This window comes from Micromonospora sp. CA-249363 (assembly GCF_050950185.1).
GTDB lineage: Bacteria > Actinomycetota > Actinomycetes > Mycobacteriales > Micromonosporaceae > Micromonospora.
The window spans coordinates 2,248,890-2,261,158 of record NZ_CP192020.1 but is presented as its reverse complement, the minus strand read 5'-3'; the positions used below and the strand labels follow the sequence as shown (position 1 = coordinate 2,261,158).

11 protein-coding genes are annotated in these 12,269 nt (G+C 71.3%); 6 read left to right on the top strand and 5 right to left on the bottom strand.

What is annotated here, in order from left to right; all coding sequences use genetic code 11:
- Positions 1-31: 31 nt before the first annotated feature.
- A complete protein-coding gene (locus ACQPZK_RS10380; protein WP_433538090.1) occupies positions 32-493 on the top strand; it encodes a hypothetical protein in 462 nt (153 codons plus the stop codon).
- On the opposite strand, the gene ACQPZK_RS10375 is transcribed toward ACQPZK_RS10380, so the two are convergent.
- Complete coding sequence (locus ACQPZK_RS10375) at positions 429-1,376, bottom strand: DUF389 domain-containing protein (RefSeq protein WP_433538089.1); 948 nt, start codon at positions 1,374-1,376, stop codon at positions 429-431. The two genes, ACQPZK_RS10380 and ACQPZK_RS10375, sit on opposite strands and share 65 nt — an antisense overlap.
- A 225-nt stretch (positions 1,377-1,601) precedes the next feature.
- Between ACQPZK_RS10375 and ACQPZK_RS10370 the strand changes: the two genes are divergently transcribed.
- From ACQPZK_RS10370 to ACQPZK_RS10350, 5 genes are all read left to right on the top strand, one after another.
- On the top strand, positions 1,602-2,729 hold the full coding sequence (locus tag ACQPZK_RS10370) for a DegT/DnrJ/EryC1/StrS family aminotransferase (RefSeq protein ID WP_433538088.1): 1,128 nt from the start codon (positions 1,602-1,604) through the stop codon (positions 2,727-2,729).
- Entirely contained in the window at positions 2,726-3,781 is a 1,056-nt protein-coding gene (locus ACQPZK_RS10365) for a lipid II:glycine glycyltransferase FemX (protein ID WP_433538087.1), read from the top strand. Before ACQPZK_RS10370 ends, ACQPZK_RS10365 begins: the two co-directional genes overlap by 4 nt.
- The gene (locus ACQPZK_RS10360; RefSeq protein ID WP_433538086.1) at positions 3,778-4,410 is read left to right on the top strand and encodes a sugar transferase; all 633 of its coding nucleotides are present in this window, start codon (positions 3,778-3,780) and stop codon (positions 4,408-4,410) included. Before ACQPZK_RS10365 ends, ACQPZK_RS10360 begins: the two co-directional genes overlap by 4 nt.
- Entirely contained in the window at positions 4,407-5,180 is a 774-nt protein-coding gene (locus ACQPZK_RS10355; RefSeq protein WP_433538085.1) for a GNAT family N-acetyltransferase, read from the top strand. Before ACQPZK_RS10360 ends, ACQPZK_RS10355 begins: the two co-directional genes overlap by 4 nt.
- A 186-nt stretch (positions 5,181-5,366) precedes the next feature.
- A complete protein-coding gene (locus ACQPZK_RS10350; RefSeq protein ID WP_433538084.1) occupies positions 5,367-7,181 on the top strand; it encodes a polysaccharide biosynthesis protein in 1,815 nt (604 codons plus the stop codon).
- Between the two features lie 74 nt (positions 7,182-7,255).
- Here the strand turns inward: ACQPZK_RS10350 and wecB are convergent, their stop codons facing one another.
- From wecB to ACQPZK_RS10330, 4 genes are read right to left on the bottom strand one after another with little or no spacing between them, the layout of a single operon-like run.
- Positions 7,256-8,380, bottom strand: coding sequence for a non-hydrolyzing UDP-N-acetylglucosamine 2-epimerase (wecB, locus tag ACQPZK_RS10345; RefSeq protein WP_433538083.1), 1,125 nt, complete (start codon positions 8,378-8,380; stop codon positions 7,256-7,258).
- Positions 8,377-9,615 carry a glycosyltransferase family 4 protein gene (locus ACQPZK_RS10340; RefSeq protein ID WP_433538082.1) on the bottom strand — a complete coding sequence of 413 codons (1,239 nt, stop codon included), beginning with the start codon at positions 9,613-9,615 and terminating at the stop codon, positions 8,377-8,379. The genes wecB and ACQPZK_RS10340 overlap by 4 nt, the downstream gene beginning before the upstream one ends.
- Positions 9,612-10,739, bottom strand: coding sequence for an NAD-dependent epimerase/dehydratase family protein (locus ACQPZK_RS10335; RefSeq protein WP_433538081.1), 1,128 nt, complete (start codon positions 10,737-10,739; stop codon positions 9,612-9,614). Before ACQPZK_RS10335 ends, ACQPZK_RS10340 begins: the two co-directional genes overlap by 4 nt.
- Positions 10,733-11,773 (bottom strand): SDR family NAD(P)-dependent oxidoreductase, encoded by a 1,041-nt coding sequence (locus tag ACQPZK_RS10330; protein WP_433538080.1) that lies wholly within the window; start codon positions 11,771-11,773, stop codon positions 10,733-10,735. The genes ACQPZK_RS10335 and ACQPZK_RS10330 overlap by 7 nt, the downstream gene beginning before the upstream one ends.
- Between the last annotated feature and the right edge of the window lie 496 nt (positions 11,774-12,269).

The following is a 12,269-nucleotide window of genomic DNA, read 5'->3' as shown; positions in this document are numbered from 1 at the left end:
AGAGCGACGGGTCGGGGCGTACCGTCGGATCGTGGGTGAGGACGACGGCCGTAAGTGGCGGGAACGGCAGCAGCGGGCGGTGCGGGCGCATGCCGACGCGGAGGCCCGGCGGCGGGCCGCCGAGCAGGAGCGGGCCGCGGAGCTGGTGGCGTGGTTCGTGGCCGAGGCCACCCGGCGGGGGCTGCCCACCACGCGCCTGGTCGCGCGGGGTTACGACGGGCGCGGTCGCTACCGGACCGGGCTGCGGGGTTGGTACGTCGACCGGGCCGAGACCCGGGCGGTGGACGTGGCCGGTCGGTTCCATCTGCTGACCGTGCCGGGCGGCCCACGGGCCCGGTTGTTCGGCGTCGACCCGCAGCCCAGCCCGCCTCCGCTGGTCATCGGGGCGGGCGGACGCGACGGCGAGTCGATTCCGTTGCGGACGCTGCTCAGCCGGTTGCTCGACGACGGGACCGACGAGCCAGGTTCCACCACCAGAGCTGCTGCACGATGAGGGTGAGCAGGCCGGCCAGGACGATCGCGCTGAGGTTGATCACCAACTGAAGTGCTGAGCCGCCCGCCTCGTCCCACACCCCGTAGGCGGCGGCGACGGCCACGTTCGCCGCGGCCGGCACGGTGGTGACCGAGATCAGTACGCCGACCAGGCTGCCCGACTTCTTCGAGGTCAACGAGAGCATGCCGGCCACTCCGGCGAGCAGCCCGACGACCCAGGACAGCGCGTCCGGCCGCCAGATGAAGTCGGTGAGCGGTCGATCGGCGAGCAGCATCTCCTTGCTGACCAGGCCGGCGGCGGTCAGCGCCCAGGTGCTCAGCACGGTCGCCACCATGGCCGCCAGGAAGCCGACCGTCAGTGCCTGCACCGAACGGCCGATCACTCCGAGGCGGCGGCGCAGCAGCGCCACGCAGAGCGCGGCGAGCGGGCCGAACTCGGGGCCGACCACCATCGCGCCGACGATGAGGATCGGCTGGTCCAGCAGCACGCCGATGCCCGCGATCATCGTCGCCACGATGATCAGCACCAGATAGGTGCCGGACAGTTCGGTCTGCTCGCCGGTCTTCGCGGCGATCTCGTCCCAGACCACCGCGTCGGCCCCGCTACCGGGCGCGTCCTCGGCCGCGCGATCGGCCGCCGCGGAGATGGTCAGCTCGACGTCGTCGGCGGCGATCCCACCGTGTGCCTCCACACCGAGACGCTGAAGTCCCTGGAGCACGCTGTCGGCGCTCTCGCGGACCACGTCGCACTGGATGAGGTCGCCGCGGGGCTGCCGGGCGGCGCCGGGCAGCACCACCAGGTGGGTCACGCCGGGGTCGGCGGCCAGCAGGTCGGCCACCGCCTCGGACTGGTCCTTCGGAGCGATCACCCTCAGATGCAGCACCCACAGGCTCCCTTCGCGCGTTGAGCCCACCGGTGGGCGCGGCTCGCAGCACTGTAGCCGCCGCTGACGAGGGCTCGACGTGAAGAGCCTTCCGGGACCGGCACCCCACGAAGAGTGGAATATCCCGAAAACAGCCTCGAATGGCGGATACGCAGGTATGGGAGCTGGACTGATGGTAAAACCGGTTTGTCAGTTTGGCCCGGCGACGGCGGGAGTCATCCGAGCATGAGCAAGGTCTACCTCTCCCCGCCCGACGTCGGTCAGCTTGAGGAGTCGTACGCGCTGGCCGCCATCCGCTCCGGGTGGGTCGCGCCGCTGGGTCCCGATGTCGACGCCTTCGAGTCCGAGCTGGCGGAGCGGATCGGCACGTCGTACGCCGTGGCCACCAGTTCCGGAACGGCCGCCCTGCACCTGGCGCTGCTGGGGGTCGGCGCCGGCCCCGGGCAGGCGGTCGTCATGCCGACCCTGACCTTCGCGGCCACCGCCAACGCCGCCATCTACACCGGCGCCGAGCCGATCTTCGTGGACTGCGACCCGACGACCGGCAACATCGACGTGGACCTGCTCGAGTCGTTGCTCGACCGGCTCGCCGCCGAGCAACGACGGGTGGCGGCGGTCGTACCGGTGGACATGTTCGGCGTCTGCGCCGACTACGACCGCCTGCTTCCGGTGTGCGAGCGAGCCGGATACCCGGTCATCGAGGACGCCGCCGAGGCGCTCGGCGCCACCCGCTCCGGCCGGGCGGCCGGGTCGTTCGGCCGCGCCGGCGTGCTGTCCTTCAACGGCAACAAGATCATGACCACGTCGGGCGGCGGCATGCTGCTCACCGACGACGCCGAGCTCGCGGCCCGCGCGCGGTACCTGGCGACGCAGGCACGACAGCCCGTCGCGCACTACGAACACACCGACATCGGCTACAACTACCGGTTGAGCAACGTGCTGGCCGCGATCGGGAGGGCGCAGCTGTCCCGGCTGGACGGCATGATCCGCCGCCGCCACGAGTTGCGCGACCAGTACGCCAAACTGTTCGCCGCGTGCCCGGGGGTTCGACTGCTCGGCGACGCCGATCCCGGTGCCAACTGCTGGCTGACCACCATCGTGGTGGAGCCGGAGATAGCCGGGTGGCGGCCCGGCGAGCTGGCCGCCCACCTCGCCGCTCAGGACATCGAGACGCGTCCGGTGTGGAAGCCGATGCACCTGCAACCGGTGCACGCCGGAGCGGAGACCGTGCTCACCGGCGCGGCGGAACGGCTCTTCGCCACCGGCCTCACCCTGCCCAGCGGCTCGGCGATGCCCGAGCACGAGGGCGAGCGGGTCCGCCGGGCCATCGACGAGTTCCTGAGCCGCCGATGACCGACGGATTCGCGGTGACCGGCCCCGGCGCCCCGGCCGCCCTGCTGGACGCCTCCTGCCCGGACATCTACTTCACCGCCGGCTACGGCCGGGCGGCCGCCGAGACCGAATCGGGCAGCTGGCAGATCATCCACGAGCACGACCGGCTCATGCTGCCCCAGGTACTGCGGCCGGTCAGCGACACCGACGCCGACGCGGCGAGCCCGTACGGCTATTCGGGTCTGCACGTCGACACCGGCTGCACCCCCGCGGACCTGGCCCGCTTCTGGTCCCGTGCGGTTGCCCACTGGCGGGACTCCGGGGTCGTCGCGCTCTTCCTCCGCTTCTCGCCGCTGGATCCCACCTCGGTCGAGGCGGTCCGTGGGCTCGGCTCCGTCGAGCTGACCCGCCGGGCCGACACCGTCACCGTCGACGTGTCGCACGGGCCGGACGAGGTGTGGAACGGCATGGAGGGCCGATCCCGCACCGCCATCCGCAAGGCTCGCCGGAGTGGCCTGACCGGCGCCGTCCGTCCCGCCCGGTCGGACGACCTGCTTCCCGGCGCGCCCTTCCGCCGGCTCTACGAGTCGACAATGGTCCGACTGGGCAGCCAGCCCTGGTATCTGTTCCCGGACCGCTACTACCGCGACCTGGCCGCCGGGCTGGACAAGGCGCTGTCCATCGCGGAGATCCGCGACCCGGACGCCGAAGTCGTGGCCGCCGCCCTCGTGCTGCGGCACCGGGACCGGGTCCACTACCACCTGGCCGGATCCGACCCGCTCGCCGCGCGCGCCGGCGCCAACAACCTGCTGGTCTGGAGCATCCTGGATTGGGCCGCGGAGCACGGGTGCCGGCTGGTCCACCTCGGCGGCGGCGTCCGTGCCGACGATGGGCTCTTCCAGTTCAAGCGCTCCTTCGGCGGCGCCCGCACCCCGTTCTGGACGGGCTCCGCCGTCATCGCGCCGGACCGCTACCGGGAGCTGGTCGCCGCGCAGGCCCGACGGCTGGGCCGCACGGCCGAGGACCTGGAATCCAGCGGCTACTTCCCGGCGTACCGGGCGGGTGTCGCATGAGCGGAGCGACACTCGACACGCAACGTCGGATCAAACGGCTCATCGACGTCGTGGTGAGCCTGAGCGTCCTGGTCGCGCTCTCCCCGGTACTGGCCGTCGCCGCGATCCTGATCCGGCTGCGGCTGGGCGGGCCGGTCCTGTTCCGTCAGGAACGGACCGGTCGGGCGGGCCGCCGGTTCACCGTCTACAAGCTGCGCACCATGACCGACGAACGCGACGCGCACGGCGTACTCCTGCCGGACGGAGAGCGGTGCAAGGGCATCGGTCTGCTGCTGCGGCGGGCGAGCATCGACGAGCTGCCCCAGCTCATCAACGTGCTCAAGGGTGAGCTGAGCCTGGTCGGGCCACGTCCGCTGCTGCCCCGGTACGACCCGTTCTACACCGACCGGGAGCGGCTGCGCTTCGAGGTGCTCCCCGGGATCACCGGGCTGGCGCAGATCCACGGACGTAACGGGCTCGCCTGGAACGAGCGTCTCGAACTGGACGTCGTCTACGTCACCAACTGGTCGCTCGGGCTGGAACTGCGGATCATCGGCCGCACCGTCCGCGCGGTCCTCGCCGGCGCCGGCGTCGCGGCGGATCCGTCGGCGCAGATGCTCGACCTCGACCGGGAGCGGATGCTGACGTGACCGTCCTGGTGCCGCGGTTCGGCGTCGCCACCGTCGACGAGCCGGCCGATCCTCACCTCGACGGGATCGTGGAACTGCTCCGCCAGTCCATACCCGCCGAGTGCGCGGGTCTGACGCCGTACCACTCGGCCACCTTCGCCGCCTTCCTCGGCGCCGCCGTCGCCCCGCCCGGCGACCTCCGGACGGTCGTGCTCCGCTACGTCCGCGACTCCTCCGGCATACCGGCGGTCGCCGACTGGCGGGTGATCGGTGGACGGCTCTTCCTCAATGGCATCGCGGTCGCCGCAGGGCAGCGGGGACGCGGGTGGGGCGGGCTGCTGCTTGACGACGGATACGACCTGGCCCGCCAGCTCGGGTGCGCCGATCTCGCGCTGGACGTGTCGTTGGGCAACCCACGGGCGCGCCGCCTCTACGAGCGACGCGGCTTCACCGACGAGTCGTACGCGCAGTGGACCGAGGTACGACTCGATCCAGTGGCTCCCGAACCCGCCGTCCGCCTGCTCGACTGGCCGTCGTTCGCGGCGCACCACGCGGCGTACGGCTTCGGCGATCTTCGGATCGGTTGGGCGACCGGAACGGCGAGCGTCCGCGTCGTCGGCACGTCCCTGCGTCTCACCGCGGAGGCGCCCGGCCCTGGTCTCGCCGCCGCACTGGCCCAGGTCCTGCCGATCACCCGCTGCTGTCGGATCGGCACGACAGCCGAGGCCGGAACTGCTGGCGGCTTCGCTCGATTCGCCCGGATGTCCCGTCCGGTCGAGCTCAGGAGCTGAGCAGAGCGCTCGGCGAGGCGGTACGTGAAAAAGACAAGTGATCAATAAATAGGAGGTATCACTACATAAGGCGTAAAAGCCGCCGCCGGTCCTGGCGGCCGAACGATTGGGACGAGGACACACATGCCGCAGCGGCACATCGAAAGAGAACGACGCTCGGAAAGGGCCGGAGCGCGATGGGGGGCGGTGCCTCGGGCGTGTGTGCTCCTCGGCACGGACGCCGGCGCCTGGATCGTCGGAGTTGTGCTGGCCACCTGGGCGCGTTACGAGTTCACCCTCACCACGGGCCAACTGACGCGCGCGGTGACCCTCGGCGGCCTCGCGGCGGTCCTGCACGCGGGGTTGGTTCCGGTGCGGCGGCTCCGCTCGGGTCGGCACCCCGTCGGCAGCCTCCACGAGGTCCAGCACGTCGCCAGCACGGCGATCATGATCGCGAGCATCCTGACGGTGGGTCTGTTGCCACTCGCCGAGCGACCGGTACCCGCCAGCACCCCCCTCATCGGCGGTGCCCTGGCCGTGCTGTTCATGCTCGCCGCGCGGTTCGCCTACCGGCACCGCCACGATCTCGCCATGCGCCCCGACGTGCACTCGGCGACGCCGGTGCTCCTGTTCGGCATGGGCGACGCGGGTCAGGGCCTGCTGCGGGCCATGCTCGGCGATCCGCGCGGACGGTACCTGCCGGTCGGCGCGCTGGACGACGATCCGGAGAAGCGCGACCTCCGCGTTGGCGGAGTACGGGTGCTGGGCGGTCGACACGACGTCGGCACCGCCGTCCGACGCACCGGCGCCGGCGCCGTGATCTTCTCGGTCGCCAACGCCGACGCCGCCCTGATCCGTCAGATCCGCGAGGCGACCCTCGAGACGGGCGCCGCCTTCAAGGTGCTGCCGCCCGTCCGGGACCTGGTGGACCACCGGATCACCGTCACCGACGTCCGCGACGTGCAGATCAGTGACCTGCTCGGCCGTCGCCAGGTCGTCGCCGACCTGCCGCTGAGCGGCAACAGCCTGACCGGCCTGCGGATCCTGATCACCGGCGCGGGCGGCTCGATCGGCTCGGAACTGTGCCGACAGGTCATGAAGGCCGATCCGGGCGAGGTGATGATGCTGGACCGCGACGAGACGGCCCTGCACAGCCTCCAGATGTCGCTGGCCGGGCGCGCCCTGCTCGACGGCCCGGAGCTGATCCTCGCCGACCTTCGCGACGACGAGGGCATCCGCCGCGTCATCCGCGAGCGCCGGCCGGACGTCATCTTCCACGCGGCGGCGCTCAAGCACCTCACCCTGCTCCAGCGGCATCCCGGCGAGGCGGTCAAGACGAACGTCTGGGGCACCCTGTCGGTGCTCGACGCCTGCCGGGACGTGGCCAAGTTCGTGAACATCTCCACGGACAAGGCGGCCAATCCGATCAGTGTCCTCGGTTACTCGAAGCGGATCACCGAGCTGCTGACCGCACACGCCGCGTCACGGTTCCCGGGCACGTTCCTCAGCGTTCGGTTCGGCAACGTGTTGAGCAGCCGGGGCTCGGTGGTGACGGCGTTCCAACGGCAGATCGAGGCCGGCAACCCGCTGACCGTCACCCATCCGGACGTGACCCGCTATCTCATGACCGTCCAGGAGGCCGTCCATCTGGTCCTGCAGGCCGCGGAGATCGGTCGGAACGGGGAGGCTCTGGTGCTGGACATGGGTGAGCCGGTGCGGATCGCCGACCTGGCCCGGCAGATGGCCGACCATGCCACCAGCAGCGTCCCGATCGTGTACACCGGCCTACGGCCGGGCGAGAAGCTGCACGAGGACCTGCTCGGGGCCGGCGAGGTCGACACCCGCCCGCTGCATCCGCTGGTGTCACACGTGACGGTGCCCGCGCTGGACCCGATGGAGGTGCGCGGGCTCGACCCGTACGCCGAGCCGGCGAAGGTCGTCGAGCAGCTCGCCCTGCTCTGCGCCCCGCCGACGGTCTCCGTCGTGAACGGTCCGCTGGGCGTACCGCTGCAGTCACGCTGACGACGGCCACAGGGCCGGCCACCGCGGATCGCGGTGGCCGGCCCTGTCTGCTGTCCAGGTGAGCGCCGGGTGGTTCAGCGGCGGATGCCCGCCCAGTCGTGGTGCCGGCGGACGGTGGAGAGGATGAAGTCGACGACCCGCCGGGAGGTGTCCGGCACCTGGTAGTCGACCGGGCAGGGGACGCCCTGCGCGGCGACCTGGGCCACGGTCACCTCGACCGCCTCGACCACGCCCTGCGGGTCGAGACCGGTCATGATGATGCCGCCGGCGTCCAGCGCCTCCGGCCGTTCGATCGACTCGCGCAGCGTCACGGCGGGGAAGCCGAGGATGGCCGCCTCCTCGCTGACCGTCCCGCTGTCCGACAGGGTGCAGTACGCCCTGGTCTGCAGGTGCACGTAGTCGAGCAGGCCGAACGGCTCGTGGAAGGCGATACCGTCCAGCGCGGTGGCATCCGGCGCCAGCGCCTCCAGCCGTTTGCGGGTGCGCGGGTGGGTGGAGACCAGCACCGGCAGGCTCCACCTGTCGCGCACCGCCACCAGGCAGTCCAACAGCCGGCCGAGCCGGTCGGGACGGTCCACGTTCTCCTCGCGGTGCGCGCTGACCAGGAAGTACCCGCCCGGCTCCAGCTCCAACTGCCGGAGGATGGTCGAGTTGGCGATCGACGCCCGGTAGTGCTCCAGCACCTCGCGCATCGGGGACCCGGTGTGCAGGATGCGGCGCGGGTGCAGGCCCTCGGCGAGCAGATTGCGACGGGCGTGTTCGGTGTAGACCAGGTTGAAGTCAGCCACGTGGTCGACCAGCCGGCGGTTCGTCTCCTCCGGCACGTTCAGGTCGAAGCAGCGGTTCCCGGCCTCCATGTGATATACGGGCACCCGCATCCGCCGCGCCATCAACGCGGCGATGCAACTGTTGGTGTCGCCCAGCACCAGCAGCGCGTCCGGCCGCAGCTCGGCGATCGCCTGCTCCATGCCGACCAGCACCCCTCCGAGAACCCGGCCCAGCGACGAGGTGTCGACCTCCAGGAACCGGTCGGGCTGGCGCAGCCGCAGCTCGGTGAAGAACACGTCGGACAACGTCGGGTCCCAGTTCTGGCCGGTGTGGACCAGAACGTGGTCGACCGTGTCGTCGAGCCGGGCGAGCACCCGGGACAGCCGAATGATCTCCGGTCGAGTGCCGACCACCGTCATGATCCTGGTCATGCCCGTCCCCTCTGCGCAGCCACCTTGGTCAAAATGTCCTCGAACTGGTCGACGCCCACCCGCAGCGACATCCGCTCCTGGTAGACCTGTCGCGCCCGGCGGCCCATCTCGCGCCGGGCGTCGGTGGGCAGGTCGGCCGCCGCCGCGAACTGGTCGGCGAGCGCCCGCCAGTCCTCCGGCGGGCAGACGAGACCGAGCCCGGCCGAACGGACGAGGGCCGCCGTGTCGCCGCCCGCCGCGGCGACCACGGGCATCCCGCAGGCCAACGCGGCCTGGAGCTTCGACGGGACGGCGGCCCGCAGGGCTGGCACGTCACGCAGGCACACCAACTGCCAGTCCGCCGCCGCGGACAGCTCCGCCATCTGATCGGGCGGGTGCCGACCGACGAACCGCACATTGTCGGCACCCAAATCGGCCGCGAGTCGACGGGCCGCGTCCTCGCCCGCGCCGGAGCCGACCAGCACCAGGTCCAGCCGGTCCCGGACGGCGGCCGTCGCCCGGATGGCCGTTTCCAGACCCTGGAGGAGCCCCAGGTTGCCGGCGAACATGACGGTGCACCGCCCGCGGTGGCCCAAAACCGCACGGGCCTCGGCGGTGACCGGCACCGGCCGGAACAGGGCGTCATCGGTCCAGTTCCAGACCACGCGGACGCGGTCCGGGTCGGCGCCTCCCGCCACCACCCGCTCGGCCATCGTCGGCGAGATCACCACGATGGTGTCCGCCAGCCGGTACGTCGCACGCATCAGAGCGCCGACGGCCGACTCCAGCGAGCGACCTGCCCGGCCGGTGGGCGCCATGCCGGAATGCGTCACCGAGTCGGGCCACAGATCCTGCACGTGCAGCACGATCGGTGTCTGCCGGAAGGCGCGCAGCAGCGCCGCGGCGGCGATGGCCGTGGGCGGCGGGTGGTACACGTACGTGACGTCGACGTCGGCGAGCCACCGCGCCCCGGGCAGCGCGCTGCTGGCACCGAAGGACAAGAGGCTCAACGCCCGCCGCAGGGCCGAGGCGTCATGACTCGGATAGGCCGGCACCCGCCGGACCGCCACCCGCCCCTCGGTCTCCCGGTACCCCCACCTCTGCCGCCACCCGGGATAGGTCCGGCCGTACGGATAGCTCGGAAAGGTGGTGAGCACCCGGACCTGGTGGCCCCGCTCGGCGAGCCCGCTCGCCAGGTTGCCCGGGATGAACGCACCCTCGGGGGGATACCACTGGCTGATCAGGCCAACCCTCACGCGCCGACCGCCACCGGCGCCGTGCGGAGCGCCTCCACCGGCTCGGGCCAGGTGTCCGGTCGGTCCGGGTCGAACAGCTCGTTGGTCCAGAACATCGTCACGAGATCGTCCGAGCCGGTGTTGACCAGCTTGTGCACCCACATCGTGGGCATGTCCACCAGCACCGGCTCGTCGCCGCTGACCGGGAACCGCAGCACCTCGGTGTCGTCCACCCGGCGCAGACTGATCTCGGCCGCGCCGCGCAGCACCACGAACCGTTCCACCTTCGCCAGGTGGAAGTGCTCACCTCGGGTGATGCCGGGGCGGGTGGTGGAGCAGAACGTCTGGCCGGCGCCGCCGTGCGCCTTGACCGTCTCGACCAGTTCGCCCCGGGCATCGGCCCGGCGCGGCAGCGCGATCGGGTAGTGCGCCGGGAAGCAGTGCGACCGGTAGGTGTTGAACAGCCGCACGTCGTGCCGGCTCACCAGGGACGGAAACTCCCCGGTCCGGTACGTCGCGGCCATGCCGGTGAGCAGGCTGGCCAGAGCCTGCACGCCGATCTTCACCGGCGGCATGGCCGGATCCCACGAGCCGCCGGCCGGCACACCGATGAGCCGGGCGGCCGCGTCGGTGACGTGCACGAGGCTCAGCTCGCGGTCGGCGTGCACCTCCGGCCGGCCGCCCTCGGCGAGCACCCGGCAGAACGTCGCCACGGCCGAGTTGTAGTACGGACGCCCGTGCTCGCCGTACAGGTTCGGCAGCAACACGTCGTCGACCTCGATGCCGGTGGCCGCCAGCACCCGCGCGGCCGTGGCCTTGGCGTCGCCGTACGGGGTGCCGTTGCCGGCCTGCACCGAGTTCGCGTAGACCACCCGTGCCGGCGGGTTCGCGCATCTCTTGAGGCCGTCGGCGAGCTGCGCGGCGAGTTGCACGTTCCCGGCCGCGACATCGGCCGGCTCGCCCCGGTTGACGCCGGCCAGGTGCAGCACCCGGTCGACCCCGGCCACCTTGGCGGCGACCACATCGGGTTCGGTGAGGTCGGCCCGGGTGAGCACGACCGGCTCCGGCCAGTGCAGCGCCCGCAGCAGCACCCGCACGTGCCAGCCGAGGAACCCTCCGGCGCCGGTGACGGCGAGCCTCAGCACGCCAGCACCGGATCCCGCAGCGCCAGCTCCGCGCGTATCTCGGGCAGCGTCTTCAACAACGCGATGATCTCGGGAACGCCGAGCTGCGGCGCGTTGGAGGAGTTGAAGTCCTCGCTCGGCCCGCCGCCGAGATCGCCCTCGGAGACGTACAGCGCGTAGTTGAGGTCGCGGGCGTCCAACGGCACCCGGAGGAAGTCGCCGAAGTCCTCGGCCTGGGCAAGTTCCTCCCGGCTGGCCAGCGTCTCGGCCTGCTTCTCTCCGTGTCGCACGCCGATCACGTCGAGCTTGGCGGGCACGTCGAAGAGCTGGCAGACCGCCTCGGCCAGGTCGCCGACCGTGCAGGCGGCGGCCTTGCGGATGAAGATGTCGCCGGGCCGGGCGTGGTGGAACGCGTGCTCGACCAGCTCGACCGAGTCGGCGAGCGACATCAGGAACCGGGTCATTCCCGCGTCGGTCACGGTCGGCGCCCGGCCGGCCTTGATCTGTTCGACGAACAGGGGGATCACCGATCCGCGCGAGTACATGACGTTGCCGTACCGGACGCAGGAGACCGTGGTCGAGCTGTTCGGGTTGTTCCGGGCGTGCGCCTGGGCGACCTTCTCCATGAGGGCCTTGCTCATGCCCATCGCGTTGACCGGGAAGACGGCCTTGTCCGTGCTGAGCACGACGACCGACCCGACGCCGTTGCGCTCGGCGGCCTCGATGACGTTGGCGCTGCCCAGCACATTGGTCCGGACGGCCTCCAGCGGGAAGAACTCACACGACGGCACCTGCTTGAGGGCGGCGGCGTGGAAGACGTAATCGATTCCCCGGCTGGCCTTGAGCACCGAGTCGTAGTCGCGCACGTCCCCGACGTAGTAGCGGACCCGCTCGTCGCCGAGCAGCCGACGCATGGCGTCCTGCTTGGCCTCGTCCCGGCTGAACACCCGGACCTCGCCGGCACCACGGTCGAGCAGCCGGCGCACCATGGTCTGGCCGAAGGAACCCGTACCGCCGGTGATGAGAACGCGGCGTCCGGTGGTTGCGAAATTCATTGATTCTCCCGTGTCGTCGCTGCGCCGGTCCGCAACCCGACGACTCGACGAGAGAGTCACGGGGCGCCCGCGCACCCGTCCGGAGCAAGGGCCAAATCGGCCAGTTTCAGCATCCGGGACAACGAGAGGCGACCTGCACAGATACGCTCTCCCTCACGATTCGCCCGTAAAGCATGACCAGCGACGCAATGGTCAGCTGGTCCAATGTGAATCGCTCACTTGTCACGGTGGAAACGCGAGTCGAATCGCGTTCGCATGCTGCGGACGGCCACCCGTGGACGCGCGCGGCTGGCATTCGTGAAAGGCGTCCGATATCCGGTCGGCCACTGATATAAAACCCTGAGCACTTGTGACACCGCCATCGGGCATGCCCCGCCCCGCGACGTGACCTGCGCGCACGGCCACAGGCCTCTGGGTGCGCCAGTGCAACCCGGCGGACCAGATCGGGGACGAGTGGAACCACCCCCGCCGGGAGGCACCCGGCGGATCGGGAACT